The sequence below is a fragment of the Tateyamaria algicola genome, from assembly GCF_047715485.1.
GTDB lineage: Bacteria > Pseudomonadota > Alphaproteobacteria > Rhodobacterales > Rhodobacteraceae > Tateyamaria.
Genome location: NZ_CP180422.1, coordinates 548,132 through 572,987, shown reverse-complemented (window position 1 = coordinate 572,987; position 24,856 = coordinate 548,132). Strand labels below are relative to the sequence as shown.

At 62.5% G+C, this 24,856-nt stretch carries 27 protein-coding genes and 1 pseudogene; 18 read left to right on the top strand and 10 right to left on the bottom strand.

Annotated features, from left to right (window positions below):
• Positions 1 to 128: 128 nt before the first annotated feature.
• The 4 genes from rpmG (at position 129) to ACMHLQ_RS05225 (ending at position 1,648) form a co-directional block, all read left to right on the top strand.
• Positions 129 to 296 (top strand): 50S ribosomal protein L33, encoded by a 168-nt coding sequence (gene rpmG / locus ACMHLQ_RS05240; RefSeq protein WP_039682682.1) that lies wholly within the window; start codon positions 129 to 131, stop codon positions 294 to 296.
• Between the two features lie 70 nt (positions 297 to 366).
• Positions 367 to 663, top strand: coding sequence for a hypothetical protein (locus ACMHLQ_RS05235; protein WP_415403744.1), 297 nt, complete (start codon positions 367 to 369; stop codon positions 661 to 663).
• Positions 660 to 1,178, top strand: coding sequence for an AAA family ATPase (locus ACMHLQ_RS05230; RefSeq protein WP_415403743.1), 519 nt, complete (start codon positions 660 to 662; stop codon positions 1,176 to 1,178). Before ACMHLQ_RS05235 ends, ACMHLQ_RS05230 begins: the two co-directional genes overlap by 4 nt.
• Entirely contained in the window at positions 1,172 to 1,648 is a 477-nt protein-coding gene (locus ACMHLQ_RS05225) for a GNAT family N-acetyltransferase (protein WP_415403742.1), read from the top strand. Before ACMHLQ_RS05230 ends, ACMHLQ_RS05225 begins: the two co-directional genes overlap by 7 nt.
• On the opposite strand, the gene ACMHLQ_RS05220 is transcribed toward ACMHLQ_RS05225, so the two are convergent.
• The 3 genes from ACMHLQ_RS05220 to ACMHLQ_RS05210 all read right to left on the bottom strand — a co-directional run bounded on the left by ACMHLQ_RS05220 (position 1,645) and on the right by ACMHLQ_RS05210 (position 3,369).
• Positions 1,645 to 2,106: a cupin domain-containing protein gene (locus tag ACMHLQ_RS05220; RefSeq protein ID WP_415403741.1), complete on the bottom strand. Its 462-nt coding sequence runs from the start codon at positions 2,104 to 2,106 to the stop codon at positions 1,645 to 1,647. The genes ACMHLQ_RS05225 and ACMHLQ_RS05220 overlap by 4 nt on opposite strands.
• 74 nt (positions 2,107 to 2,180) lie before the next feature.
• Positions 2,181 to 2,960: a Bax inhibitor-1 family protein gene (locus tag ACMHLQ_RS05215; RefSeq protein ID WP_415403740.1), complete on the bottom strand. Its 780-nt coding sequence runs from the start codon at positions 2,958 to 2,960 to the stop codon at positions 2,181 to 2,183.
• 193 nt (positions 2,961 to 3,153) lie between these two features.
• Positions 3,154 to 3,369: a DUF1127 domain-containing protein gene (locus ACMHLQ_RS05210; protein ID WP_415403739.1), complete on the bottom strand. Its 216-nt coding sequence runs from the start codon at positions 3,367 to 3,369 to the stop codon at positions 3,154 to 3,156.
• Between the two features lie 124 nt (positions 3,370 to 3,493).
• On the opposite strand from ACMHLQ_RS05210, the gene ACMHLQ_RS05205 reads away from it, so the two are divergent.
• The 5 genes from ACMHLQ_RS05205 to ACMHLQ_RS05185 all read left to right on the top strand — a co-directional run bounded on the left by ACMHLQ_RS05205 (position 3,494) and on the right by ACMHLQ_RS05185 (position 7,833).
• Positions 3,494 to 4,378: a LysR family transcriptional regulator gene (locus tag ACMHLQ_RS05205; protein ID WP_415403738.1), complete on the top strand. Its 885-nt coding sequence runs from the start codon at positions 3,494 to 3,496 to the stop codon at positions 4,376 to 4,378.
• 445 nt (positions 4,379 to 4,823) lie between these two features.
• Entirely contained in the window at positions 4,824 to 5,198 is a 375-nt protein-coding gene (locus ACMHLQ_RS05200) for a helix-turn-helix domain-containing protein (RefSeq protein WP_415405359.1), read from the top strand.
• An 81-nt stretch (positions 5,199 to 5,279) separates the two neighbouring features.
• On the top strand, positions 5,280 to 6,074 hold the full coding sequence (hisN, locus tag ACMHLQ_RS05195; RefSeq protein ID WP_415403737.1) for a histidinol-phosphatase: 795 nt from the start codon (positions 5,280 to 5,282) through the stop codon (positions 6,072 to 6,074).
• Entirely contained in the window at positions 6,071 to 7,411 is a 1,341-nt protein-coding gene (locus tag ACMHLQ_RS05190; protein ID WP_415403736.1) for an 8-oxoguanine deaminase, read from the top strand. The genes hisN and ACMHLQ_RS05190 overlap by 4 nt, the downstream gene beginning before the upstream one ends.
• A 5-nt stretch (positions 7,412 to 7,416) precedes the next feature.
• Positions 7,417 to 7,833, top strand: a complete 417-nt coding sequence (locus ACMHLQ_RS05185; RefSeq protein WP_415403735.1) for a CAP domain-containing protein — start codon at positions 7,417 to 7,419, stop codon at positions 7,831 to 7,833.
• 44 nt (positions 7,834 to 7,877) lie between these two features.
• On the opposite strand, the gene guaD is transcribed toward ACMHLQ_RS05185, so the two are convergent.
• Positions 7,878 to 9,173: a guanine deaminase gene (gene guaD, locus ACMHLQ_RS05180; protein ID WP_415403734.1), complete on the bottom strand. Its 1,296-nt coding sequence runs from the start codon at positions 9,171 to 9,173 to the stop codon at positions 7,878 to 7,880.
• Positions 9,174 to 9,289: 116 nt separating this feature from the next.
• On the opposite strand from guaD, the gene mgtE reads away from it, so the two are divergent.
• The 5 genes and pseudogenes from mgtE (at position 9,290) to ACMHLQ_RS05155 (ending at position 14,961) form a co-directional block, all read left to right on the top strand.
• Entirely contained in the window at positions 9,290 to 10,684 is a 1,395-nt protein-coding gene (gene mgtE, locus ACMHLQ_RS05175; RefSeq protein ID WP_415403733.1) for a magnesium transporter, read from the top strand.
• Positions 10,685 to 10,753: 69 nt separating this feature from the next.
• Positions 10,754 to 11,302: pseudogene (locus ACMHLQ_RS05170) on the top strand (5-formyltetrahydrofolate cyclo-ligase); the annotation flags it as partial.
• Between the two features lie 122 nt (positions 11,303 to 11,424).
• Positions 11,425 to 12,234, top strand: coding sequence for a TIGR00282 family metallophosphoesterase (locus tag ACMHLQ_RS05165; protein ID WP_415403732.1), 810 nt, complete (start codon positions 11,425 to 11,427; stop codon positions 12,232 to 12,234).
• Complete coding sequence (locus ACMHLQ_RS05160) at positions 12,231 to 13,157, top strand: DMT family transporter (protein WP_415403731.1); 927 nt, start codon at positions 12,231 to 12,233, stop codon at positions 13,155 to 13,157. The genes ACMHLQ_RS05165 and ACMHLQ_RS05160 overlap by 4 nt, the downstream gene beginning before the upstream one ends.
• A 25-nt stretch (positions 13,158 to 13,182) precedes the next feature.
• Positions 13,183 to 14,961: an SLC13 family permease gene (locus ACMHLQ_RS05155; RefSeq protein ID WP_415403730.1), complete on the top strand. Its 1,779-nt coding sequence runs from the start codon at positions 13,183 to 13,185 to the stop codon at positions 14,959 to 14,961.
• A gap of 3 nt (positions 14,962 to 14,964) precedes the next feature.
• On the opposite strand, the gene ACMHLQ_RS05150 is transcribed toward ACMHLQ_RS05155, so the two are convergent.
• From ACMHLQ_RS05150 to ACMHLQ_RS05130, 5 genes are all read right to left on the bottom strand, one after another.
• On the bottom strand, positions 14,965 to 15,408 hold the full coding sequence (locus tag ACMHLQ_RS05150; RefSeq protein WP_415403729.1) for a PAS domain-containing protein: 444 nt from the start codon (positions 15,406 to 15,408) through the stop codon (positions 14,965 to 14,967).
• A 132-nt stretch (positions 15,409 to 15,540) separates the two neighbouring features.
• On the bottom strand, positions 15,541 to 17,199 hold the full coding sequence (locus tag ACMHLQ_RS05145) for an FAD-binding dehydrogenase (RefSeq protein WP_415403728.1): 1,659 nt from the start codon (positions 17,197 to 17,199) through the stop codon (positions 15,541 to 15,543).
• 9 nt (positions 17,200 to 17,208) lie between these two features.
• Positions 17,209 to 18,066 carry a bile acid:sodium symporter family protein gene (locus ACMHLQ_RS05140; RefSeq protein WP_415403727.1) on the bottom strand — a complete coding sequence of 286 codons (858 nt, stop codon included), beginning with the start codon at positions 18,064 to 18,066 and terminating at the stop codon, positions 17,209 to 17,211.
• Between the two features lie 130 nt (positions 18,067 to 18,196).
• Positions 18,197 to 19,969 carry an SLC13 family permease gene (locus ACMHLQ_RS05135; RefSeq protein WP_415403726.1) on the bottom strand — a complete coding sequence of 591 codons (1,773 nt, stop codon included), beginning with the start codon at positions 19,967 to 19,969 and terminating at the stop codon, positions 18,197 to 18,199.
• 205 nt (positions 19,970 to 20,174) lie between these two features.
• On the bottom strand, positions 20,175 to 21,137 hold the full coding sequence (locus ACMHLQ_RS05130) for a glutathione S-transferase family protein (protein ID WP_415403725.1): 963 nt from the start codon (positions 21,135 to 21,137) through the stop codon (positions 20,175 to 20,177).
• A 180-nt stretch (positions 21,138 to 21,317) separates the two neighbouring features.
• Between ACMHLQ_RS05130 and ACMHLQ_RS05125 the strand changes: the two genes are divergently transcribed.
• The gene (locus ACMHLQ_RS05125) at positions 21,318 to 22,064 is read left to right on the top strand and encodes a YebC/PmpR family DNA-binding transcriptional regulator (RefSeq protein ID WP_415403724.1); all 747 of its coding nucleotides are present in this window, start codon (positions 21,318 to 21,320) and stop codon (positions 22,062 to 22,064) included.
• 106 nt (positions 22,065 to 22,170) lie between these two features.
• Complete coding sequence (locus ACMHLQ_RS05120; protein ID WP_415405358.1) at positions 22,171 to 22,581, top strand: hypothetical protein; 411 nt, start codon at positions 22,171 to 22,173, stop codon at positions 22,579 to 22,581.
• 125 nt (positions 22,582 to 22,706) lie between these two features.
• Here the strand turns inward: ACMHLQ_RS05120 and ACMHLQ_RS05115 are convergent, their stop codons facing one another.
• Positions 22,707 to 22,943, bottom strand: a complete 237-nt coding sequence (locus ACMHLQ_RS05115) for a hypothetical protein (RefSeq protein ID WP_415403723.1) — start codon at positions 22,941 to 22,943, stop codon at positions 22,707 to 22,709.
• A 299-nt stretch (positions 22,944 to 23,242) separates the two neighbouring features.
• On the opposite strand from ACMHLQ_RS05115, the gene ACMHLQ_RS05110 reads away from it, so the two are divergent.
• Complete coding sequence (locus tag ACMHLQ_RS05110) at positions 23,243 to 23,839, top strand: LysE/ArgO family amino acid transporter (protein WP_415403722.1); 597 nt, start codon at positions 23,243 to 23,245, stop codon at positions 23,837 to 23,839.
• Positions 23,840 to 23,934: 95 nt separating this feature from the next.
• Positions 23,935 to 24,795: a DMT family transporter gene (locus tag ACMHLQ_RS05105; protein ID WP_415403721.1), complete on the top strand. Its 861-nt coding sequence runs from the start codon at positions 23,935 to 23,937 to the stop codon at positions 24,793 to 24,795.
• Positions 24,796 to 24,856 lie beyond the last annotated feature (61 nt).

The following is a 24,856-nucleotide window of genomic DNA, read 5'->3' as shown; positions in this document are numbered from 1 at the left end:
CCGGCCCTGCGCCAAAGGCGCCAAGTTGGGGTTGACTCAGGGGGCCGTGCGGGTACAAGCGGCGCTCATTACGAATTTCCCGCTGGCGGGCCACTTTGGCTTACCCGGCGATGCAGGAGAGCACACCGATGGCCAAGCCAACCACGATCAAGATCCGCCTGAACTCGACCGCAGGCACCGGCCACTTCTATGTGACCAAGAAGAATGCACGCACCATGACCGAAAAGATGGTCGTACGGAAGTATGATCCCGTGGCGCGCAAGCACGTGGAATACAAGGAAGGCAAGATCAAGTAAGATCGCCTCTTCTTCGCTATTTCAAAGGCCGCGCCGCAAGGACGCGGCCTTTTCGTTGTGAGGGCATGACATGGCCGAGTTTCACCTGATCCGCCGCATGGACGGCTTGATCTACCGATTTGCCGCTGATCCGAAGGCGGCACGGGTCTATCGCCGGGCCGACCGCCCGGACCTTACCATCACGTGGGAGGATACCCTGGGCTGGGTCATGCGCGATCCGCTCACGGGGGCGCTGGTCGGGCGGGTGTGGGACATTGACGTTGCGGATCAACCCGCTGAACCGCCAGCCACCGTCTGGGTCACCGCCAAGGGTGACAAGAGTTACATCTACGATCTGCGCCGCGGCGCGCCGAGGGAGGATGCATGAAACGGGTGATGATCGTAGGCGGTTCCGGGTCGGGCAAGAGCACGCTGGCGCGGGCCTTGGGTGCGCGCACGGGCCTGCCCGTTTACCACATGGACCACATCCACTGGCAACCGGGATGGCAGCCGCGCCCGACTGCGGCGCGCAAGGCCATGGCGCTGGAGGTGGAAAACAGGGATGCGTGGATTTTCGAGGGTGGGTTTTCGACCACGCAGGCCCACCGCCTGTCGCGTGCGGATACGTTCATATGGATCGACCTGCCGGTGTCATTGCGCCTGTGGCGCGTGACCAGACGGATGGTGATGCACTGGGGCCGGACGCGCCCGGATTTGCCCGATGGCTGCCCGGAGGGGTTTCACGGCGAAACGCTGGATTTCTACCGCTGGATTTGGCGCACGCGTAACAGCAACCGCGACCGCCTGCTACAGCTGATGGCCGGGGCGCATGACGGCGTCACGCTGCACCATCTGACGACCCGCGCGCAGGTGCGCCTGTTTCTGGAGCACCTGCCATGCTGATCCGACCCTCGACCAAGGCCGACATGGCCGCCGTGGATGCGCTGCTGGCGCGGACCTATCCCAAGCTGCTGAAAGCGGATTATCCGCCGTCGGTGCTGGTGACTGCGCTGCCCATCATCAGCCGCGCACAGCCACAACTGCTGACGTGCGGTACGTATTACGTGGCGGACGAGGGCGGCGCCATTCTGGGTGCTGGCGGCTGGACACCGGATCGCAAAGTCGCGGGCCTTGGCCATATCCGCCACGTGGTGACAGATGACCGCGCCTTGCGCCGGGGTGTGGGGCGCGCCCTGATGGAGCGCAGCTTTGCCGAGGCGCGGGCGGCGGGGATGACACGGATGGAGTGCTGGGCCACCCTGACGGCAGAGCGGTTCTATCAGGCTGTAGGTTTCGAGACGCTTGGTCCGATGGATGTGACGCTGCAGGGCGGCATCTCTTTTCCGTCCCTGCGCATGATGCGTGACCTTTAGCCTGGTGCGTCTGCGGGCGCGCCATCCAGTGTGGTGTAACGGCGTGTGCCGGTGGCGTGGTCGCGATGCAGTACCCTGTCGAGGTCGGGATAGGTGACGCAGTCGGATGGCGCACGCGTTCCGATTACCACGTAGCGCGCGGGTTCTTTGCTGCGGTTGTGCATGGTGTGGCCGACGGGATCGCCTGCCCGCCAGCAGGCGGCGTCGCCTGCGGTCAATTCGGTTTCAACCCCGTCTTCGATCAGCATGATGGAGCCTGTCAGGATCAGCACCATTTCGTCTTCTGCCTGATGCCAGTGCGCATGTGACGAGTGGGAGCCGGGCGGCAGTTCTTCGATGAAGGCGCCGAACTGGCTGAGGCCAGCGGTGTCGCTGATCAACTCGGCAGAGTAGGGGCCGAGTGTTGAGCCTTCCCCGCCCGCATCACGCTCGGCGGTGCCGCGTTTGACAACGGTCATGTGCGCTCCTTTCGAATGAAAAAGGGCCGGTCGCAATGACCGGCCCCTGTCGTTTCAGCGTATCGCGATGCACGCTACTCTTGTTGGCCCATGAACATCAGCAGGAACTGGAACATGTTCAGGAACGAGATGTAGAGGCTCAGCGCGCCGTCAGAGGCGGCCTTGTCCAGCCATTCCTGATCGCCATGTGCCGCATGCGCCACATAGGTGTTCTTGATGTCCTGCGTGTAGAACGCGGTCAGACCGGCAAAGATCAGGATACCGATCATCGAGATCGCGTACATCATCGGACCGGACTGCAGGAACAGGTTGATGATCATCGCCACGATCAGGCCGATCACACCCATGATGAGGAAGGTGCCCATACCACTCAGGTCTTTCTTGGTGGTGTACCCCCAAAGACTGAGACCCGCAAAGGCGATCGCGGTGATCAGGAACGTCTGCGTGATCGAGTAGGGTGTGTAGACCAGGAAGATCGAGCTCATCGAGACGCCCATGACGGCCGCAAAGATGAAGAAGCCCAGTTGCACGGCCGCAGCCGAGCCGCGGCGCATCAGTGCGCCCCAGCCGAACAGGATGAAGGCAAGGGGGGCGAACATCACAACCCAGCGCAGCGGCGTGGCATAAAGCAGCTCACCCAGACCGGTCAGATACTGGCCATCGCGCAGTGCCATGGTTGCATTGGTCGGATCGGATGTCACAGCCAGCCCGGCAATGGCCCAGGCAGCTGCGCCAGTGATCAGCATGCCCACGGACATTGTGCCGTAGACTTTGTTCATGTGGGCACGAAGCCCAGCGTCGATCTGGGCGGCTTGTACTCCAGCCGTAGACCGGATCGTATTCAACTCAGCCATTATGACCTCCAAATTGATACAAATTACGGTGGGAATGCCACCGGGCGCGGATTTACGCCCGCATTGCGTCAAATATCGTGTCAGGTGACCAGTGTTTCAAGGTTTTTTCGACGTTTAAGCGGGTCCGGACTGCAACATTCCGACTGTTTTTGTCATAAATCGGTGCTTTTTGTCGCAGTCCGGTCTCCGTCTCTTACAGGCGCCATGTGGACGGCACGTCCCAGATGGGTTTTGCGGCTTCTGCCGCGGCGCGGTCGCGGTTGACGCCGATATCATCGAGCGCGCGGGCATCGAGGTGCGCCAGCGCGCGACGCGAGCGCCACACGGCAATCATTGTCCACAAGGAAAAGCGGGGCGCAGCGGGCGCCGCCATACGGGTGGTGCGGGTGGTGTAATCAGTGGCGGCCATGGTGTTTCTCCTTTGGCGGAAGTGATGGTTTGTCAGGCTTTCATCAAAGCTCTTGATGTATATGACAAGCCATGCCACATTTTGAAAACGAATGTTTGTGGCCTAATACATCAGGAACGTTGATATGAGAAATTTGGACATAACGACCCTGCGCTCGTTTGTTGCCGTCGCTGAAAGCGGTGGCGTCACACGCGCCGCCGGATTTCTGCATTTGACGCAATCTGCCGTGTCGATGCAGCTGAAACGGCTTGAGGAACTGCTGGGCCTTGATCTGTTTGACCGGTCGGGCCGGACGATTGCCCTCACGGCCTCGGGCGAGCAGTTGCTGGTCTATGCCCGCCGGATGGTGGCCCTGAACGACGAGGTGATCACGCGGCTGACCGATCAGGCCTACGAGGGCGAGATCGCGTTGGGTGTGCCCCATGACATCGTCTATCCGGCCATTCCCCGCGTGTTGAAACAGTTCCACGCTGCGTTTCCGCGGGTAAAGGTGCAACTCGACAGCTCCAACACACTCAGGCTCAAGTCCGAATTCGCAAAGGGAGCATGTGATGTCATCCTGACAACCGAGACCGGCATTGATAGCGGCGGCGAAGAGCTTTGTACCAAACCGCTGGTCTGGATTGGCGCCCCGGGCGGTTCGGCGTGGCGCCAACGTCCGCTCAAGCTGGCCTTTGGTCGTCAATGCACCTTCCGCCCGCGTGTGGTCGAGCAGTTGGACGAGGCGGGTATTCCCTGGGACGTGGTGGTCGAAACCGAAAGCGACCGCACGATCGAGGCCACCGTGAGCGCCGATCTGGCCGTGCACACGATGATCGAAGGCACCGAGCCGCCGCATCTCGACAAGATCGACCACGGCGGCAGCTTGCCCGATCTGCCGGCGCATCGGATCAACCTCTACGGGGCCACGGGTGCATCCAGTGAGGTGCATGATGCGCTGGTGTCGCTATTGCGGCGGGCCTTTCAAGCGCCGGAACCCGTGCAGTTGCGCGCGGTTTCCAAGCTGTGAAACAGGGCGATTCGGATCGAAAGACTGAATTTTTGGACCAAATTGGCGAAAATCCGCGAAAACAGGATTGTGCCGTCCGGATCACCCGATAGCGACTTTGATCGCAGAAAACGCGTTGCACTCTGCCGCTGATTGCAGCGCGTTTCACCACCGCTAAGGTGTTGATTGCAGGCACACAAACACCGATTCTGCCCTATGCGGCCCGACTGGTTTTTCGCCAACCTTTTGAAAAAATTAAAAAAAGTATTAACTATTTCGTAGCAAACAAATTGGTGTGCGACGGTGCGCAACTCGCGTCATGCGGGTGGTTTTCGTTGAAATGCACGTGTGCTGCGCGTAACGTGTGCACAACCTGAAGGAGGCTGGCGCGTGTGGTCTTCTGTTACAGCAGCGAAGACATGCCGTCTTCAGGTTTCAAGCGCGGCAACAGAAAGAAGGACACCCGATGGCACATTTGGTCGACGTTCATGTTGGAAAGCGCATTCGTCAACGGCGCTGGCTGATCGGAATGACACAGCAAAAGCTGGCCGACCTCGTGGGCATCAAGTTCCAGCAGATTCAGAAGTACGAAACAGGTGCAAACCGCGTGAGCGCGTCCCGCCTGTGGGATATCGGTGAGGCCATGGGCGTTCCTGTTGCCTTCTTCTTTGAAGGTATCCAGGAGAATGGTGCACAGTTTGACGGCGCACGCAGCGATGCGCCTCAGGATATGCTGAGCGACAAAGAAGCGATGGAGTTGGTGCGCACCTACTACGCCATTCCCGAAAATCAGCGCCGCCGCCTGTTTGAACTGGCGCGCGTTCTCAGCGACGTCGCCTAAAGGTTAAGACCTGTGCAGCATTGCGCGATACGGCCGTCGTGAGGGCTTGCGTTGCCATGCGTCCTCTGGCACCGCTGAAACATGACTTACGACATTCAAGAGTTGACCAGCGTCGCCCACGCGATGGCGGATGCGGCGCGCACGGCGATCTTGCCCTACTTTCGCGGCACCGCGCTGAACACCGAAAACAAGTTGCAGGGCGGTTATGACCCCGTAACCGTTGCTGACCGCGCGGCAGAGCAGGCGATGCGCGCCGTGCTGGCGGAAGAACGCCCGCAAGATGGCATTCTGGGTGAAGAGTTCGGCCGCCAACCTGGCTCCAGCGGTCTGACCTGGGTTCTTGATCCCATTGACGGCACCCGCGGCTTTGTTGCGGGCACACCCACCTGGGGCGTGTTGATCGCGGTGGGCCCCGAGGGCGGTCCGGTGTTGGGCATGATCGATCAGCCCTATATCGGCGAACGCTTTGTCGGTGCGGCAGGGCAGGCGCAACTGAACGGCCCTGGCGGATTGCACGCCATCACCACGCGTGCGACATCGACGCTGAATGACGCGATCCTGTTCACCACCTTCCCGGAGGTTGGCACCGCACAGGACCGCGCGGGTTTTGAGGCTGTCGCGCGCCACGTCAAATTGGTGCGCTACGGGATGGATTGTTATGCCTACGCGCTGGTCGCCGCAGGGCAGGTTGATCTGGTGATCGAAGCTGGATTGAACAGCTATGACATCCAGGCGCCCATCGCGCTGATCGAGGCCGCAGGTGGCATTGTGACGGATTGGGAGGGGCGCCCGGTGCATGATGGCGGGCGCGCTCTGGCCGCAGCAAACGCGGATGTCCACCGCGCGGCCTTGGACATTCTGGCGGACACCATATGACGAGTTGCCTGATCCGGCGCGCCAGTCACGTGGTGACGATGGATGATGACCGCCGGGTGTTGCGGGACGCAGATATCCTGATCCGTGACGGAGTGATTGCCGAGATTGGCGTCGATCTGCGCACGGATGGCGCGGTTGTCGAGGCCGCGCAATGTGTTGTCACGCCGGGCCTCGTCAACACCCATCACCACCTCTACCAGACACTGACACGTGCCGTGCCGGCGGCGCAAAACGCCCTGCTGTTTGGCTGGTTGAAGACGTTGTACCCGATCTGGGCGCGCTTTACGGGCGAACACATGTTTGTCTCGGCCCAAGTCGGGCTTGCGGAACTGGCCCTATCGGGCTGCACCCTGATCTCCGATCACCTTTATCTTTATCCCAATGGCGCGCGTTTGGACGACACGATCGCTGCGGCGGCAGAGGTTGGCCTGCGTTTTCACCCGACCCGCGGCGCGATGAGCATCGGCGTCAGTGACGGCGGGTTGCCCCCGGATGATCTGGTCGAGAGCGAGGCCGCGATCCTCGAGGACTGCATCCGCGTGATTGACGCCTTCCACGATCCCGCCCCGGGGTCCATGTGCCGGGTTGGCGTCGCGCCATGTTCGCCCTTTTCCGTAAGCCGCGACTTGATGCGCGACGCAGCCCTGTTGGCCCGTGACAAGGGCGTGATGATGCACACCCATCTGGCTGAGAATGACGAGGATATCGCCTATTCGCTGGCCAAGTTCGGCTGTCGTCCGGGGCAATACGTGCAAGATCTGGGCTGGGTCGGGACAGATGTGTGGCACGCGCATTGCGTCAAGCTCGACCGCGCCGAAATCGACCTGTTCGCGCGCACGGGCACGGGCGTGGCGCATTGCCCCTGTTCCAATTGCCGGCTTGGATCGGGCATCGCCCCGGTGCGGGCCATGCGCTATGCGGGGGTGCCCGTGGGCTTGGGCGTGGATGGGTCCGCCAGCAACGATGCAGGCAATCTGGTCGCCGAGGCCCGGCAGGCCATGTTGTTGCAACGCGTGGCTGAAGGGGCCGATGCGATGTCACCGCATGAAGCGCTGGAGATCGCAACGCGCGGCGGTGCGGACGTGTTGGGCCGTCCCGATTGTGGTCGGGTGCAGGTCGGCGCACGCGCCGATCTCGCCGTCTGGGATGTCTCAGGCGTCGCGTCGTCAGGCAGTTGGGATCCGGCGGCGCTGCTGCTGGCCGGGCCGACGACCGTGCGCGATCTTTTTGTCGAAGGGCAGCAGATCGTGCGGGATGGGCATGTCACCACAATCGATCTGGACACGGTGGTGGCGCGCCAGAATGCGCTGGCACGCGATTTGAGCGAGGCGATGTGATGTGGATGATCCGGGCGATTATGGTGAGCCTGTGCTGGGCCGGGATGGGTGCGGCCAATCCCGAGGTCTTGGCGGCCGTGAACGCGGAACGTGCAGCTCAGGGGCGGTCAGCGCTGGTCTATGATGCGCGGCTGGAGGCGGCAGCGCAGGCACATGGTGCGGATATGGCCGCCCGCGGGTTCTTTGATCACACGGGGTCGGACGGGTCGGATATCGGCGCGCGGTTAGGCCGGGTTGGCTACGCCTATTGCTTTGGTGCGGAAAACATCGCGATGGGGCAAACATCTCTGGCGGCTGTGATGGCGGCATGGATGGGATCGCGCGGGCATCGCAAGAACATCCTGCACCGCAAGGCACAAGCGGTCGGTGTAGCGCGCGTCGAGGGCAATCGCTGGGTCATGGTGCTCGCGGCCCCTTGCTGAGCGGTGACGTTTTCCGACTTCGGAAAACGGGCCGGAAAATGAAGTCATTTTCCGCCGCGCAAAGGCTGGCCGTTCACCCAGACTTCGGCCACGGCGCGATCATCGCCCATCATGATGGTCGGGAATACGGCATCCCAGATGTCTCCCGCCTCGCGCGCCCGCTGTGCAATGGCCTGGGTTGAGGCCAGGTCAAGCACGCAGATGTCAGCAGCCAAACCCGGAGCAAGCGCGCCGATTTCATCTGCGCGGTGCAGCGCGGTTGCCGAACCCGTCGTCGCCAACCACAAAAGCTGGGCGGCATGTACCGCGTCTCCACGCAATTGCGCGATCTCATAGGCGGCCGCCATCGTGCGCAGCATGGAAAAGGACGACCCGCCGCCGGTGTCGGTCGCAAGGCCAACGGTTTGGCCTGCGCGCGCCAACCCCATCAGATCAAAGAGGCCCGACCCGATGAAGGTGTTCGATGTGGGGCAATGCACCAGGCTTGCCCCCACCTCACGCAGCCGGTCGATTTCGCGGCCCGTCAGGTGGATGGCGTGACCATAAACCCCACGCGCGCCCAACAACCCATGCGCCTCGTAGGTGTCCAGATAGTCGCGCGCGCCGGGATAAAGATCGCGCATCCACGCCACCTCATCCACCTGCTCGCTGAGATGGGTCTGCATCAGCGCGTCTGGATGCGTGGCCCAAAGTGCACCAAGCGCCTCAAGCTGTTCGGGCGTGGAGGTGGGCGAAAATCGCGGCGTGATGGCATAGACGGCCCGGTCCTTGCGGTGCCAGCGCGTCAGCAGCGCCTCGCTGTCATCATGGGCCGTCTGTGCGGTATCGCGCAAACCTTGGGGCGCATTGCGATCCATGCACGTCTTGCCGGCAACAACCGCCATCCCGCGCGTGGCAGCGGCCGAGAAAATCGCATCGACGCTGGCCGGGTGGATCGTGCAAAAGCTCGCCACGCTGGTGGTCCCGTGATCCAGCACCAGATCGAGGTAACGATTGGCAATCTGATCGGCATAGGCGGGGTCGCTCAGCCGCATTTCCTCGGGGAACGTGTAGGTGTTCAGCCAGTCGATCAGGCGCTTGCCCCAAGAGGCGATGATGGCCGTCTGCGGGTAGTGTGCGTGGGCGTCCACAAATCCGGGCATGATGAGCCGCCCGCGGTGGTCATGGTGCACGACGTCGGCACCCTCGACAAAAGCTGCGTTGCCTACGGCCCGCACTGTGCCGTCTTGGATCAAAACGGCGCTGTTTTCGAGGATTTTGACAGCATTTTCCCAAGGCTCAACAAACGGATTGCCGGAATACTGCAGCACATGGCCGGTAAGGAGATGTCGGGTGGTCATGCATGCTTTATGGCCGCACGGCTGCGGGGGCGCAAAGCGAATTTGGTGCCCATTGTCACTGGCCGGGGCGCGTCCTATGGTCTGCGCGCAGGTCTTGGGCAGAACGGAGGGGTCTCATGTCAGACGAGAGTGATGTGATGGACCCGCAAGGCGACGACAACGCCTATGTGCTTGAGCGCAAAGATGTCTCTGCCATCCTCTACGCCGTCGATATCGAGGATCGTGATCAACTGACCGCGCTTATGGAACCGCTGCACGCGGCGGACATTGCGGACCTTCTGGAACAGATCAACGCCTTTGACCGCTCGCGCCTGATCCGCCTCTATGACCGGGAATTTGACGGCGACATCCTGTCCGAACTCGACGAATCGATCCGTGAAGAGGTGATCGGTGTCCTGAAGCCGACCATTCTGGCCGACGCGGTGCGCGATCTGGACAGCGACGACGTGGTCGACCTGATCGAGGATCTGGACGACGCCCAGCAAGAGCAGATCCTCGACGCGCTCGAAGATTCAGACCGCGCGATGGTCGAGCAGGCACTGGCCTTTCCCGAATACTCCGCCGGGCGCCTCATGCAGCGCGAAGTGGTCATGGCGCCCGAACACTGGACGGTGGGCGAGGCCATCGACAGGCTGCGCAGCGCGGATGAGGACGAATTGCCCAAGCAGTTCTATCACATCGTGCTGGTCGATCCGCGCTTGCACCCCATCGGCAATGTGACCCTGGGCAAGTTGATGCGCTCGCGCCGCGACGTGCGGCTGAGCGATCTGGTCGAAGAGACGTTTCAGGTCATCCCCGCCACGCAGGCCGAAAGTGACGTGGCCTATGCGTTCAACCAGTATCACCTGATTTCGGCCCCGGTTGTCGATGACGAGGGGCGGCTGATCGGTCTGATCACCATAGATGACGCGATGGCCGTGCTGGATGAAGAACACGAGGAAGACATCCTGCGTCTGGCCGGTGTGGGCGAAGAATCCGCCCTGTCGGACAATGTGCGCGAGACCACGCGGCGGCGCTTGCCCTGGTTGATGGTGAACCTTGTCACCTCCATTCTCGCCTCGCTGGTGATTGCCCAGTTCGAGGCGGCGATCGCGCAGCTTGTGGCGCTGGCCGTGCTGATGCCGATCGTGGCGTCCATGGGCGGGAATGCGGGCACTCAGTCGCTGACGGTCGCGGTGCGCGCGCTGGCGACCAAGGATTTGACCGGGGCCAATGTCTGGCGCGTGATCCGGCGCGAGGTTCTGGTGGGCCTGATCAACGGCATGGTCTTTGCCGTCGTGATGGGGGTTGTGGGCGTCATCTGGTTCGGCTCGCCCGCGCTCGGCTATGTGATTGCAGCAGCGATGGTTGTGAACATGGTGGTGGCTGGCCTGGCGGGTACGGTTATCCCCGTGGTGCTGGATCGTTTGGGCGTGGACCCGGCATTGGCCTCTGGTGCGTTCGTTACGACGGTGACGGATGTTGTGGGTTTCTTTGCCTTCCTGGGGCTTGCCGCACTGGTGCTGCTATGACGTGTCGCTGGTCAGGCGCTGTTTGCCCTTGGCAAATTCGCCCCGCCCACCGACCCATGGGGGCGCGTTATGGGCTTGGATGAGGCGAAAGCGGCCGCACGCAAGGCCGCCTTTGCCGCGCGCAAGGCGGCCTTTGATCTGGATGCGGGCGGGGCCTGTGGCTTGCTGTCCTCGGTGTTGGCGGGCTATCGCGGAGTGCCCCTGTCGGGCTACATGCCGATCCGGTCCGAGATTGACCCCTTGCCCGCAATGGCCGAGGCCGCCGCACATGGGCCTGTCTGCGTGCCGGTGATCATCGGCGCAGGCCAACCCTTGGAGTTCTCGCGCTGGACGCCCGAGGGCGCGCTGTGCGACGGCCCATTCGGGGCGCGGGTGCCGGACGTGGATGACTTTCTGGACCCCGAGATCGTGATCGTGCCCCTCGTGGCCTTTACGCGGGCAGGCGGGCGGTTGGGCTATGGCGGCGGGTTTTATGACCGCACGCTAGAGAGGTTGCGCGCGCGCCGCGCGACCCTGGCCATCGGGTTCGCCTATGGCGCGCAGGAAGCGCCTGCATTGCCGCTTGAGGCGACGGATCAGCCACTGGACATGATCGTCACCGACACCGAGGTGATCGAGGTCGGCAGGGGGCCAGCCCCTTGCGCTGACGCGCCACCCCCGGAGTTTGTCTGGCAAGATGAGGAGCGCCATGCTGCGTCTTTGCGCTTGCCGTTTGCGCGCTGGGCGGCATATGGGAAAGCATGAACATTCTCTTTCTGGGTGACGTGATGGGCCGGGCGGGCCGTCATGCGGTTGCCGATCATCTGCCCCGCCTGCGCAATGACTGGAACCTCGATTTCGTCGTGGTCAATGGCGAGAATGCGACCTCGGGCATGGGGCTGTCGGGCGCACATGCCAAGGCGCTGCTGGAGGCGGGGGCCGACTGCATCACGCTCGGCGATCACGCCTTTGACCAGAAGGACATGTTGCAATTCATCGAGGCCGAACCGCGCATCATCCGCCCCCTGAACTTTTCCAAGGCATCGCCGGGCAAGGGCGCGCGCCTGTTTACAGCACGCGGTGGCAAAAAGGTTCTGGTGGCACAAGCGCTGGGCCAGGTGTTCATGAAGCGCCCCTTTGACGATCCGTTTTCCGCGCTCGAAACCGTGTTTCGCGCCCATCCCCTTGGCGGGCAGGCAGACGCTGTGATCGTCGATTTCCATTGCGAGGCGACATCCGAGAAGATGGCCATGGGCCATTGGTGCGACGGGCGCGCCACCCTGATGGTGGGCACGCATACGCATGTGCCGACGGCCGATGCGATGATCCTGTCCAAGGGCTGTGCGTACCTCACCGATGCAGGCATGTGCGGCGACTACAACTCGGTCATCGGGATGCAGCGCGATGAGCCGCTGCGCCGGTTCATCACCGGGATGCCGAAGGAGCGTTTTGCCCCCGCGCTTGGTCCGGCCACGTTGTCGGGCGTCTATGTCGAGACGGATGATGCAGGCCACGCCACCCGGATCGAAATGGTGCGCCAGGGCGGGCTGCTGGCTCCAGCCGGGCCGTGACACAGCGCGACCGCCTGACCTATGTGGGCGTTCTGATCCTGCTGGGTGCGGGGTGGGGGCTGACCATGCCGCTGACCAAGATCGCGGTCAGCACAGGATACAGGCATTTCGGCCTGATTTTCTGGCAACTGGCCATCGGCGTGATCGTGATGTCGGTGATTTCAGTCCTGCGCGGCACGCGCTTGCCCCTGGGGCGGGCGCAGCTGCGGGTCTACGTGGTGATTGCGCTGATTGGCTCACTCCTGCCGAACTCCGCCAGCTATCAGGCGGCGGTCCATCTGCCAGCCGGGGTCATGTCGCTGCTGTTGTCGATGATCCCGATCTGGGCCTTTCCCGTTGCGCTGCTGCTGGCACTGGACCGGTTCGAATGGCGCCGCTTTACCGGGCTGGTGGCTGGCCTGAGCGCGGTGATGCTGCTTGTTCTGCCGGGCGCGGACATGTCGGGGGCGATCCCCACGATCTGGCTGCTGGTTGGCCTCGTTTCAGGCCTGTTTTATGCATTCGAGGGCAATTACGTGGCCCGCTGGGGCACGGCGGGGCTGGACCCCATTCAGGTGCTGTGGGGGGCGTCGCTGGTGGGGTCGGTGCTGGCCTTGCCGCTGGCGCTGGCAAGCGGTCAGTGGATCGATCCGCGCATCTCCTTTGGTGCGCCGGAATGGGCGCTCGTCCTCAGTTCGACATCGCATGTGCTGGTCTATGCGGGCTATGTCTGGCTGGTGGGGCGGGCCGGGCCCGTCTTTGCGGTGCAGATTAGCTATCTCGTCACGCTGTTTGGCATTTTCTGGGCCAAGCTGATCCTGGACGAGGCCTATCCGGCGGTCATCTGGGGCGCCCTGGCACTGCTTTTGGTGGGCATGTACCTGGTGCAACCGCGCAAAGCATCGCTTGAAGCCCCTGCCGTGATGGGGGACAGTGGCCGCTGATGCGAGCCACAGCAAAGAACCGCCCATGGGTTTGATTGAGCTTTCCGAGACGGGCAATGCCGTTCTCACCTTGACGGTTGTTCTGATCATGTTCGTGCTGTTCCTGCGCGAAAGCTTTCCCGCCGAAGTCGTGGCGATTGCCGGTGTGGGGCTGATGCTGATCTCGGGCGCGTTGCCCTATGACAATGCGGTTGCCGTGCTGTCGAATCCCGCACCTTGGACCATTGCAGCGATGTTCATCATCATGGGCGCACTGGTACGCACGGGCGCGCTTGAGGCGTTTACGGGTCTTGCGGACCGTCAGGCGCGCACCAATCCCGTCATCGCGATTGTGCTGCTGATGGCCTTTGTGATCATCAGTTCGGCCATCGTGTCCAATACGCCCGTGGTGGTCGTGATGATCCCGGTGTTCATCCAGCTGGCCAAGACGATGGGTGTTTCGCCGTCCAAGATGCTGATCCCGCTGAGTTATGCCGCCATCCTCGGGGGTACGCTGACCCTGATCGGGACGTCGACCAACCTGCTTGTGGACGGTGTCGCGCGCACGCAGGGGTTGGAGCCCTTCACGATTTTCGAGGTCACGCCGCTGGGCATCATCCTTGTGATCTGGGGCATGATCTATCTGCGGTTCTTCGGGCCGATGCTGCTGCCCGACCGCGATAGCATGGCCGGGTTGCTGAGTGATCGCAGCCGCATGAAGTTCTTTACCGAGGCGGTCATTCCCCCGGACTCGAACCTTGTGGGGCGCGAAGTCACCGGCGTGCAGCTGTTCAAGCGCGAAGGTGTCCGCCTGATCGACGTCGTGCGCGGGGATCAATCGTTGCGGCGCAACCTGTCGGGGGTCGAGTTGAAAGTGGGTGACCGTGTGGTCCTGCGCACGCAAATGACAGAATTGCTGAGCCTGCAGCGCAACAAGGAACTCAAGCGTCTGGACCAGGTGGGTGCAGTCGAAACCACAACAGTCGAGGTGTTGATCACGCCCGGATGCAGGATGGTGGGCCGGTCATTGGGCGCGTTGCGGCTGCGGCGGCGCTATGGCGTCTATCCGTTGGCGGTGCACAGGCGGAACCAGAACATCGGGCGGCAACTGGACGAGTTGGTTGTGCGGATCGGTGACACGCTGCTGCTTGAAGGGGCGCCCGAAGACATCCAGCGTCTGGCGGCAGACATGGACATGGTCGACGTCTCCAAACCCTCGCAACGCGCGTTCCGGCGCAGCCACGCCCCAATTGCCTTGGTGGCCCTTTTGGGCATCGTCGTTTTGGCGGCCCTTGGTGTCGCCCCGATCTTCATGCTGTCGGTGCTGGCCGTAGCGCTGGTGCTAGTCACCCGCTGCATCGACGCGGACGAGGCGTTTTCCTTTGTCGATGGGCGCTTGCTGGCGCTGATCTTTTCCATGCTGGCGATTGGGGCGGCGCTTGAGGCATCGGGCGCGGTCGCTTTGATCGTCGAGGTGATTGCCCCGTGGCTCGGCACATTGCCGCCCTTCTTGATCATATGGGCGATCTACCTGCTGACGTCTGTGTTGACGGAACTGGTCAGCAACAACGCCGTGGCCGTGGTGGTGACGCCGATCGCGATTGGCCTCGCAACGGCACTTGGCATTGATCCGCGCCCGCTGGTTGTGGCGGTGATGGTCGCGGCCTCGGCCTCGTTCGCGACGCCCATCGGCTATCAGACCAACATGCTGGTCTATGGTCCCGGGGGATACAAGTTTACGGATTTCATGCGGGTCGGTATCCCGCTGAACCTGAGCGTTGGGTTGTTGGCCTCGGCTGTGATCCCGTTCATTTGGCCGCTGTGACCGTCAGTATGTTGACAGGTCGCGCAAAGGTTCGCTCGTGCGGCGCGACACGGCGATGATCTCGCGCAAGGCACCGTCTTCCTCGAACACGCCCTGAACGGTCACGTCCCAACGCGCATCGGTGCCACGCGCTGTGGGGCAATCGGCGATAAAGTTCACGATCTTGCCAGCCCGCGCAGAACTGACTGCTGCGCGAATCGTGTCTTGCTGCACGTCGGGCCAGAACGCCCACCACGGCTGTCCCGTAACGGCGTCGAGGTCGTCGACCTCCATCGCGCACATGCCGTTGTGGCTCATATACGAGATGATGCCGTCCGGGGTCATCAACTTGATGCAGTCCAGGCTGCACGACATCAGCACCGCCGAGCGTTCGGGGTTTTGATAGCCCAATTGCCGCATCGAGGTGGCATCGGGATTGATGTGGTCAAATTTGCTCTGCTGGCCCATGCGTGTGATCTGTATTGTTTCCTTGAGCTGTCAACAAATATTCAACTCATAGTGGTTAATCAAGCGTTCACCGTCCGCGAACGACCACATTTCGCAAAGATTTTGTGTCAATTTTTTTGGGTCTGGCGAGGGTCAGGCGATGCTGTCAGAACGCCCCGCGTTGCGCCCCGAGAATATGCATCCGCCCAGGAACGTCCCCTCAAGCGCGTTGTAGCCGTGGTATCCGCCGCCCCCGAACCCGGCAACTTCGCCTGCTGCAAACAGCCCGGGAACGGTGTGCCCATCGGCCCCGATCATCTGACTGTCGAGGTTTGTTTGCAGCCCGCCCAGTGTCTTGCGCGTCAGGATATGCAGTTTCACGGCGATCAGCGGGCCATTGGCCGGATCGAGAAACTTGTGCGGCTTGGCCGTGCGGATCAGCTTGTCTCCGCGGTAGTTGCGTGCGGCGTGGATGGCCATCATCTGGGCATCCTTGGAAAACGGATTGTCGACTTGCGCGTCGCGCGCCTCGATCTGGGCACGCAGCTTGGCCTCATCGATCAGGTTGCCGCCCGCGACCTGGTTCATGCCGTTGACGAGGGTTGTGAGGTCGTTGGCGACGACGAAATCCTCGCCCTTTTCCTTGAACGCCTCGACCGGTGCCGTGGCCTTGGCCCCGGACAGGATGCGCTGGCGGATGACCTCGATCCATTTCTTGGATGTGAAATCGGGGTTCTGTTCGGACCCTGACAGCGCGAATTCCTTCTTGATGACCTTTTGGGTCAGCACGAACCAACTGTAGTCGTAGCCGGTGGCGAGGATCTCGCGCAGTGTGCCCATGCTGTCAAAGCCGGGCAGGGCAGGGGGTGCAAAGCGGTTGCCTGTCGCATCGAACCACATCGAGGACGGCCCCGGCAGGATACGTATGCCGTGGCTGGGCCAGATCGGATCCCAGTTCTTGACCCCTTCGGTATAGTGCCACATCCGGTCGCCGTTGATCACATGCCCGCCCGCATCCTCGGAAATCGCGATCATGCGGCCATCTACGTGGGCGGGCACACCGGCCACCATCTCCTTGGGTGCGGGGCCCAGACGGTCGGTCGGCCAGACCTTGCGCACCATCTCGAAATTGCCGCCGATGCCGCCGGAGGTCACGATGACGGACGGTGCGCGCAGGGCGAAATCGCCCACGGTGTCGCGGTTGGTTTTTTGGCCGCGTTCGGCGCTGTCGTCAGCCAGCAGCGTGCCGCTGACTCCCTTGGCGGCGCCGTTCTCCATGTCGATCCGGTCGACCTGGTGGCGAAAGTGGAACTGGATCAGCCCCGCTTTCTCATGCTCTTCGCAGCGGCGTACGAAATGCTCGATGATGCCGGGGCCGGTACCCCATGTGATGTGAAAGCGCGGGACGGAGTTGCCGTGGCCATCCGCGAAACTGCCGCCACGCTCGGCCCAGCCGACCACCGGGAACCAGCGCAGGCCCATGTCGTGCAGCCAGGGGCGCATTTCGCCTGCGGCAAAGTCCAGATAGGCCTCGGCCCATTTGCGCGGCCAGGCGTCTTCGTCCCGGTCGAACTGCGCACTGCCCATCCAGTCGTTCAGGGCCAGATCGCGGCTGTCGCGGATGCCCATGCGCCGCTGTTCGGGTGTGTCGATCATGAACAGACCGCCCAGCGACCAGAAGGCCTGACCGCCGAGGAAACTGCGGGGCTCCTGATCGACGATGATGACCTTTTTGCCCCGGTCGCCCAGTTCTGCGGCGGCAGCAAGGCCCGAGAGGCCCGATCCTACGACGATGGCGTCAGCTTGGTCCATGGTTGCCTCTTAGCGGTTGCGAAACCACGCCACGAATGGCGCGGCGACAAGATACATGGTGATCCCGTAAACGGCCGAGGGCAAGGCCATGGCGCTGAACCCGTCGGCCTGACCGGAAATCAGCGCAGCCAGCGTGATCCCCAGCGTGGCGTTCTGGATGCCAGTCTCGATCGAGATCGTCTTGGCCTGATCCCAAGCCAGGGCCGCGGCCCGTGCGAAAGCAAGGCCAAGGATGAGCAGGATCGCGTTCAGCACGATCAGTGCGGGGCCAAGGCTCGCGAGGTTCTCGAGAAAGAGCGACCAGTTGCTGGCGAGCGCGGCAAGGACGATCACGACAAAGAGCACCGTGGCGAGCCGGGTCAGATAGGGTTCGATCCGCATCGCGGTCTGGGCGGCGAAATGGCGAAACAGAACCCCGAGCAGGACAGGAAGCGTGGTGATGAGGAACATGGCGACGGCAAGTTCGGTCACAGAGACGGCGGGGGCGGCATCGCCCATGAAATGCACAACGGCCCAGGCTGCAAGGATCGGCACCGTCAGGATGCTGAGCAGGCTGATCACTGCCGTCAGGGACACCGATAGCGCCACATCGCCACGCGCCAGGCGCGACACCATGTTCGAGGTAACCCCGCCGGGACAAAAGCTGAGCAGCATGAAGCCGACGGCGATCTCGGTGCCCAGCCCAAAGGCGCGCACAGTCACGTAAGTGACCAGCGGCAATAGCAAAACCTGCGCTACGGCCCCGATTGCAAAGGCGCGCGGCATGCGCAGCACGCGGCCAAAGTCACCAAAGGTGAGGCCCACCCCGAGGCTCAGCATGATGATTGCCAGCGACAGCGGCAATACAACGTCGATCAATATGTCCATTTTCGTCTCTCCCTGCGGGGCAGGTTAGGCGCGGGCGCCCGTTTGGCGCAACGTTGACGCTTGGTCAGGGCGTTTTCCGACTTCGGAAAACGGGCCGGAAACCGAAGTCGGTTTCCGTCACCGCCCAGCCTCAAAGCGGCCAGAACAGCAGGATGGCGGGGATGGACACGGCGATCACGATCACTTCCAGCGGCAGGCCGATGCGCCAATAGTCACCAAACTGGTAGCCGCCGGGGCCGAGGATCAGCGTGTTGTTCTTGTGCCCGATGGGGGTGAGGAAGGCCGAGGACGCGGCCACTGCCACTGCCATCAGGAACGGGTCGGGCGAGACGCCAAGCGTCTGTGCCATCTGGATGCCGACAGGGGCTGCAACGATGGTGGTGGCCGTGTTGTTGAGCACGTCCGACAGGCTCATCGTCACGACCATCAGCACGGTCAGCACGGCCCAGGCGGGCAGCCCTTGGGTCAGGGTGATCAACCAGCCCGAGATCAGCTCGGTCCCGCCGGAGGTTTCCAGCGCGGCGCCAAGCGGGATCATGGAGCCGAGCAACACCACGACAGGCCATTCGATATGGGTGTAGAGTTCGGACAGGGGGACGATTTTCGACAGGACATAGGCCACGACCACAAGCCCCAGCGCGATGGGCAGGTAGAGCAGGCCGACGCTCGCCGCGAGCACGGCGGCCCCGAACAGACCGATTGCGAGCCAGACCTTTTCATCGGCGGTGACCGACAGCCCGCGCTCGGCCAGGGGCAGGGTGCCAAGCCATTGCGTCACGTCAGGGCCAGTGTCGCGCGGCACCAGCAGCAGCAGGATGTCCCCGGCCCTTATTGGCGTTTTGCGGATTTGCTGGGTGATGCGTTTGCCTTGGCGCGAGATGCCCATCAGCACGGTCGACTGCCGCCAGCTGAGCCCCACCGTTTGCGCTGTGCGTCCGATCAGACGGGATTGATCCGTCACCACAACTTCAATGATCTCGACGCCTTCACCTGCCGCTTTCAGCTGTTCCTCTCGCTTGGCATCGGCCATGGCAAGGCTGAGGGCCGCGCGGAATTCGTCGAGCGCGTCGGGCGTTGCCTCGAGCACCAGCGCGTCATCGGCCTGCAGCACTGCATTGCGGGCGCGGCCATAGCGGCGCTGGCCGTCGCGGATCAGGCCGATGATGGCGACGTCCGCCTGTTCCGCGTCTTCCTCCAGCTCGCCCACGCGTTTGCCGATCAGTTTCGAGCCTTCGGGCACGGTCAGTTCGGCGATGTATTGGGACAGATCCTCGACCGCGCCTGCGCCGTCCTCGCGCGCAGGGATCAGGCGCCAGCCGATCAGCGCGACAAAGAGCAGGCCCGCGATGGCGGCCACGCCGCCCACCGGGGCGAAATCGAACATGCGGAAGGGTTCGCCGAGCGCGTCCTGCCGGATCGTGGCGATGATGATGTTGGGCGGTGTGCCGATCAGCGTGACCATGCCCCCGAGGATCGTGGCAAAGCTGAGCGGCATGAGGCTGAGCCCGGGGTTTCGCCCGGCTTTTCGCGCAGTCTGAATGTCGACGGGCATGAGCAGGGCAAGGGCGGCCACGTTGTTCATGAAGGCCGAGAGCACCCCGCCAATGGCGCCCATCAGGGTGATATGCGCCCCCAGCGACCGACTGGCATCGACCAGCGTGCGGGTAATCAGGAACACGGCGCCTGAGCGCACGAGGCCCGCCGACACGACCAGCACCAGCGCAACCACAAGCGTTGCCGGGTGCCCGAAACCGGAGAAGGCATCCGCGCTGGGCACGACGCCCAGCACCACCCCAATCATGAGCGCGGAGAAGGCGACGATGTCATAGCGGAACTTGCCCCAGAGCAGAAGGCCGAAGACGGCACCGAACAGGGAAAAGAGGATAATCTGGTCTGTGGTCATGCCCGCACCCTAGGGAGCGGGGTCAGGGGGGGCCAGTTGTTTTTGTTGCGCCGATTTTCGAGATCGCCGGGTGATGCACCCTGAGCTGCGGTGGCGTGGTTTGGGAGCGGGGTATCGCACCTTGCAGTGATCCGAAGGACGCCTTGCGGCGATACTATTTTTCAGGGGGCTTTGCCCCCGTCCTGCGGACTCCCCCATGGTATTTTCAGTCAGAAGAAGATGTGGGAAGGGCAAGTGTGCGCGTGCTTAGGCGGGACCAGTCGACCTTTGGCCCTTTTGGGATGATGCCGAGCGGGTTGCGCAATTCGGATGGAGAGAAATAGCCCGCTTTGTAGATCTCCGGTTTGACCGTGTCTGCCACGCCCGGCAAGGCATGGAGCGCGCGGGCATAGTCCCACAGGTTGGGGTAATCGCTGAGTTTGGCGAGATTGCATTTGAAGGCGTAGTGATAAGCAACATCGAAGCGGGCGAGGGTGGGAAAGAGGCGCAGGTCCGCCTCGCTCACGCGGTTGCCGACCAGGGTGGTGTGGGTGCCGAGATGGGCCTCGACCTCGTCCAGTGCGGCAAAGAGGTCGGTGACCGCGCTGTCATAGGCCTCTTGCGTGCGGGCGAAGCCTGCGCGGTAGACGCCGTTGTTGATGCGCGGGTGGATGAGTGCGTTCCAATTGTCGACCTCGGCCTCGTGGTCTTTGGGCACCAATCGTCGGGCTGGATCGAAGGCCAGCGCCAGCATGCGCACGATATCTGCACTTTCGTTCGAGACGATCTGTTCGGTTTTCTTGTCCCAGAGCACGGGTACGGTGATGCGCCCCGTATAGGGCGGGGATTGGCGGGCATAGACCGCGTGCACCGCCTGCGCGCCAAGGAGTGTGTCGGTGTATGCACCGTCCGCGTCAAACACCCAGCCCTGATCGGTGCGGCGGGGTTTGGCGATGCTGATGGTGATGGCGTTCACCAGCCCCAGCACGGCACGCACCAGTAGCGTGCGGTGGGCCCAGGGGCAATTCCAGGCGACAAAGAGGTGGTAGCGCCCTGGATCGGGCTTAAAGGGGCCGTCGGGCGTGATCCAGTTGCGCAAGGTGGATTTCGCGCGCTCATAGGCGCCGCTTGCCACTGTATCGGGGCCGGGGTCATCGACCTTGTAGGTGCCTTTGATCATCACGCCCATGTGTCGCGCTCCGTGCTGCTTGCCCGGATCAAGCTATGGCATTTGAGGGCAGGGGCCACGCGCATGGGCCCTGCGTGACCGCACAGGCCGGACTTGCCCCGCCCTGCGCCCTTGTCCTATAGCAACGCGGAACGAAATTTCCGCACATGTTTCGCACATGTCAGCAGACAGGAGGCTTTCATGGCAGGCCATTCAAAATGGGCAAACATCCAGCACCGCAAGGGGCGTCAGGACAAGATCCGGGCCAAGCTGTTTTCCAAGCTGTCCAAGGAAATCACCATCGCCGCCAAGATGGGCGACCCTGACCCCGACAAGAACCCGCGCCTGCGTCTTGCTGTCAAAGAGGCCAAGGGGCAGTCGATGCCCAAGGACAATATCGACCGCGCGATCAAGAAATCCATTGCCGGTGAGGGCGAGGATTACGAGGAAATCCGCTATGAGGGCTACGGCCCCAACGGTGTGGCCGTCATCGTCGAGGCGATGACCGACAACCGCAACCGCACCGCGTCGACCGTGCGCTCGACCTTTACCAAGAATGGCGGCAACCTGGGCGAAACCGGCAGTGTCGGGTTCATGTTCGACCGCAAGGGCGCGGTGAGCTATCCGGTTGAGGTGGGAGATGCCGATACCGTCATGATGGCGGCGATCGAGGCCGGGGCCGATGACGTGGAAAGCACTGAGGACGGGCACGTGATCTGGTGTGCGGACACGGACCTGAACGAGGTGTCCAACGCGCTGGAGGCGGAGTTGGGCGAGAGCGAGAGCACGAAGCTCGTGTGGCGCCCCACCACCACGACCGAGATGGACCTGGACGGCATGCAGAAGCTGATGAAGCTGATCGATGCGCTGGAAGATGATGATGACGTGCAGAATGTCACCACCAACTTTGAAGCCAGCGACGAGGTGATGGCCCAGCTGGACGGGTGAGGCGCGCCCCCGGGGGCGCGGCGGGCTGTAAAGGATGTCGTCGTTGAAACATCAGATCACCTTTGCCCGGTTGCCCGAGATAGACCCGGGCGAAATACAGGCCCATATGTCGGGCCCCCGCGTGGCCGAGCATATGCCGCTTTTGACCTTTGCGTGGGACGCGGCGGCCGTGGACAGTTTTGTGGCGCATAAGGAAGCGTGCTGGCGCCGCGATGGTCTGGGCCACTGGGCGTTTCTGGCCGATGGCCGCTATGTCGGATGGGGCGGTTTTCAGAAAGAGGGCGATGAATGGGATTTCGGTCTGGTTTTGCGGCCCGATGCGTTTGGATTGGGCGCGCGTATTGCGGCCAAGGCACTTGAATTCGCAATTGCGGACGACCGGATTCCCTATGTGACGTTCCTTTTGCCGCCCTCGCGGAAAAAACTGGGTGCACTGGACCGGTTGGGCGCCCGGCAAATTGGCGACATCGACTATGACGGTGAGCGGTTCTTGAAGTTTCGGCTTGAGACAGGCTGATGTCCTGATCGCCGGTTAGGCGGTGTTCAGCGGGGTACCCGCTAAGGTCTCTCTTTAAGAAAGCAAAACGCCGCCCTGTCGCCAGGCGCGGCGTTTGATCTTGCCTTCGGGCTGTTTCCCTGAGATCAGAAAAACAGTTGTCGCGCGACCTGGCTCCAGCTGCCGCCGGTGGCCCCTTGGGGCGCGGGGGTCTGACGGCGCAGGCGGCGCATCAGGCCCTTGAGATCATTGAGGCGCGTGCGCGCGGCACTGCCGCCCGCGCGGCTCTGGACGGACAGGATCTTTTCCTGCGTCTGCAAAGCGGCTTCGATCAGCTCAAGGTCCTGCTTGGTCAGATCAACGGTGTGTGTGTCGTCAAGCATTGGATTGCTTCCTTGTTATCGTTGACCAGCATATGGGGTCTGCAAAGAGATACGCCAATCATCAAAGATCAGATCAACGTGATACCTGCGTCAGGTGACATTTGCCGGCAGTAGGCCTCTTGTTGCCGAGGCCCTTGGTTCGTGGGTTGTTCTCTATGGCAACTAGATGGGTATGGCTCAAGCAAATTGCGCCGTTTGTTTTCGCAAACCTGCTGTGCAAAAAACGTATAGCTCGTGCATGCTTGCCCTTCGACCTTCACGCGACTAGGCACGTTACGTTGTAATTCACAGGCCGCATCATGATCTCATTCGTTCCGGGATTCTTCCTGTCTCTGTCGTTGATTTTGGCGATCGGGGCACAAAATGCCTTTGTGCTGCGTCAGGGATTGCGGCGCGCGCATGTGTTCTGGGTGTGCCTGACCTGTGCGCTGTCTGACGCGATTTTGATTGCTGCCGGTGTGGCGGGTTTTGGTGCATTGGCCGAGGCGGTGCCCTGGTTCGAGCAGGCCATGCGCTATGGTGGGGCGACGTTCCTGCTGTGGTATGGCTGGCGCAATGCCCGCTCTGCCTGGCGCGGTGGTGCGGCGCTTGAGACCGGCGGGCAAGAGGTGCAATCGCTGCGCAGTGCGGTCCTGACCGTTCTGGCGCTGACCTGGCTGAACCCGCATGTCTATCTGGACACCGTTGTGCTGGTTGGTTCGATCTCGGCCCAGTACCCGGATCGCTTGCTGTTCGGCACCGGGGCCGTGCTGGCCAGTTTCGTGTTCTTCTTTAGCCTCGGTTACGGCGCGCGCCTGTTGGGCCCGCTGTTCACGAAGCCGGGGGCGTGGCGTGTGCTGGATGGGATCATCGCCCTGACCATGTGGGCCATCGCGTTGAAATTGCTGTTTCTTTGAAGGGTGCCTGACAAGGCTTGCATGCGCCGCGCGCACCCCGCATTGATGCGGTCATGGAACGCGCCGCGCAAAACCCACTAAAGGGAATCTTCTGGATGCTGATGACGGGCTTTTGCTTTGTCGCGGTGACGGCGCTGGTTAAATACATGGGGCCACGCGTGCCCCCGGCAGAGGCGGCATTCCTGCGCTACCTGCTGGGTCTTGTGTTCCTGCTGCCCATGCTGCCTGCGGTGCGCGCGGCGCATCTGACGCCGCGCCAATGGCGTCTGTTCACCTTGCGCGGGGCCTTTCATGCGGGCGGCGTGATCCTGTGGTTTTATGCGATGACGCGCATTCCCATCGCCGAAGTGACGGCGATGAACTACCTCGCCCCGGTCTATGTCAGCATTGGTGCCGCCCTGTTTCTGGGCGAGCGGTTGGCGGCGCGCCGGATTGCGGCCATCGCTGTGGCCCTGATCGGCACCGCCGTGATCCTGCGCCCCGGGTTCAGAGAGGTCGCGCCGGGCCATATCGCGATGCTGTTTTGTGCCGTGACCTTTGCGGGATCCTACCTGCTGGCTAAGATCATGGCGGACGAGGTGAAACCGGCGGTCGTTGTGGCGATGCTGTCGATCTTTGTCACCATTGGGCTTGCGCCTTTTGCGCTGGCCGATTGGGTCACGCCGACGTGGGGCGATCTGGGCCTGCTGTTCGCCGTCGCCTGTTTTGCGACCGCAGGGCACTACACCATGACCCTGGCCTTTGCCGCTGCACCTGTCACCGTCACACAGCCGATCACGTTTTTGCAACTGGTTTGGGCGGTGCTGCTGGGCGCCCTTGTCTTTGCCGAGCCGGTGGATGTCTGGGTGGTGCTGGGCGGCGCGCTGATCCTCGCCTCAGTCACCTATATCACATGGCGCGAGGCGGTGTTGAAACGTACGCCCATCACCCCGCCGAGCCCTGCGACCAAGCTCTGAGTTTTTATTGATTGACGGATCAATAAAAAACCGCCACGTTTCGCGCCGTTGCGAAACGGGG

Bases quoted from the DNA above. Each gene is read 5' to 3' on its own strand.
- rpmG (WP_039682682.1), top strand. From the start codon at position 129: ATGGCCAAGCCAACCACGATCAAGATCCGCCTGAACTCGACCGCAGGC.
- ACMHLQ_RS05235 (WP_415403744.1), top strand. From the start codon at position 367: ATGGCCGAGTTTCACCTGATCCGCCGCATGGACGGCTTGATCTACCGA.
- ACMHLQ_RS05230 (WP_415403743.1), top strand. From the start codon at position 660: ATGAAACGGGTGATGATCGTAGGCGGTTCCGGGTCGGGCAAGAGCACG.
- ACMHLQ_RS05225 (WP_415403742.1), top strand. From the start codon at position 1,172: ATGCTGATCCGACCCTCGACCAAGGCCGACATGGCCGCCGTGGATGCG.
- ACMHLQ_RS05220 (WP_415403741.1), bottom strand. From the start codon at position 2,106: ATGACCGTTGTCAAACGCGGCACCGCCGAGCGTGATGCGGGCGGGGAA.
- ACMHLQ_RS05215 (WP_415403740.1), bottom strand. From the start codon at position 2,960: ATGGCTGAGTTGAATACGATCCGGTCTACGGCTGGAGTACAAGCCGCC.
- ACMHLQ_RS05210 (WP_415403739.1), bottom strand. From the start codon at position 3,369: ATGGCCGCCACTGATTACACCACCCGCACCACCCGTATGGCGGCGCCC.
- ACMHLQ_RS05205 (WP_415403738.1), top strand. From the start codon at position 3,494: ATGAGAAATTTGGACATAACGACCCTGCGCTCGTTTGTTGCCGTCGCT.
- ACMHLQ_RS05200 (WP_415405359.1), top strand. From the start codon at position 4,824: ATGGCACATTTGGTCGACGTTCATGTTGGAAAGCGCATTCGTCAACGG.
- hisN (WP_415403737.1), top strand. From the start codon at position 5,280: ATGACTTACGACATTCAAGAGTTGACCAGCGTCGCCCACGCGATGGCG.
- ACMHLQ_RS05190 (WP_415403736.1), top strand. From the start codon at position 6,071: ATGACGAGTTGCCTGATCCGGCGCGCCAGTCACGTGGTGACGATGGAT.
- ACMHLQ_RS05185 (WP_415403735.1), top strand. From the start codon at position 7,417: ATGATCCGGGCGATTATGGTGAGCCTGTGCTGGGCCGGGATGGGTGCG.
- guaD (WP_415403734.1), bottom strand. From the start codon at position 9,173: ATGACCACCCGACATCTCCTTACCGGCCATGTGCTGCAGTATTCCGGC.
- mgtE (WP_415403733.1), top strand. From the start codon at position 9,290: ATGTCAGACGAGAGTGATGTGATGGACCCGCAAGGCGACGACAACGCC.
- ACMHLQ_RS05165 (WP_415403732.1), top strand. From the start codon at position 11,425: ATGAACATTCTCTTTCTGGGTGACGTGATGGGCCGGGCGGGCCGTCAT.
- ACMHLQ_RS05155 (WP_415403730.1), top strand. From the start codon at position 13,183: ATGGGTTTGATTGAGCTTTCCGAGACGGGCAATGCCGTTCTCACCTTG.
- ACMHLQ_RS05150 (WP_415403729.1), bottom strand. From the start codon at position 15,408: ATGGGCCAGCAGAGCAAATTTGACCACATCAATCCCGATGCCACCTCG.
- ACMHLQ_RS05145 (WP_415403728.1), bottom strand. From the start codon at position 17,199: ATGGACCAAGCTGACGCCATCGTCGTAGGATCGGGCCTCTCGGGCCTT.
- ACMHLQ_RS05140 (WP_415403727.1), bottom strand. From the start codon at position 18,066: ATGGACATATTGATCGACGTTGTATTGCCGCTGTCGCTGGCAATCATC.
- ACMHLQ_RS05135 (WP_415403726.1), bottom strand. From the start codon at position 19,969: ATGACCACAGACCAGATTATCCTCTTTTCCCTGTTCGGTGCCGTCTTC.
- ACMHLQ_RS05130 (WP_415403725.1), bottom strand. From the start codon at position 21,137: ATGGGCGTGATGATCAAAGGCACCTACAAGGTCGATGACCCCGGCCCC.
- ACMHLQ_RS05125 (WP_415403724.1), top strand. From the start codon at position 21,318: ATGGCAGGCCATTCAAAATGGGCAAACATCCAGCACCGCAAGGGGCGT.
- ACMHLQ_RS05120 (WP_415405358.1), top strand. From the start codon at position 22,171: ATGTCGGGCCCCCGCGTGGCCGAGCATATGCCGCTTTTGACCTTTGCG.
- ACMHLQ_RS05115 (WP_415403723.1), bottom strand. From the start codon at position 22,943: ATGCTTGACGACACACACACCGTTGATCTGACCAAGCAGGACCTTGAG.
- ACMHLQ_RS05110 (WP_415403722.1), top strand. From the start codon at position 23,243: ATGATCTCATTCGTTCCGGGATTCTTCCTGTCTCTGTCGTTGATTTTG.
- ACMHLQ_RS05105 (WP_415403721.1), top strand. From the start codon at position 23,935: ATGCTGATGACGGGCTTTTGCTTTGTCGCGGTGACGGCGCTGGTTAAA.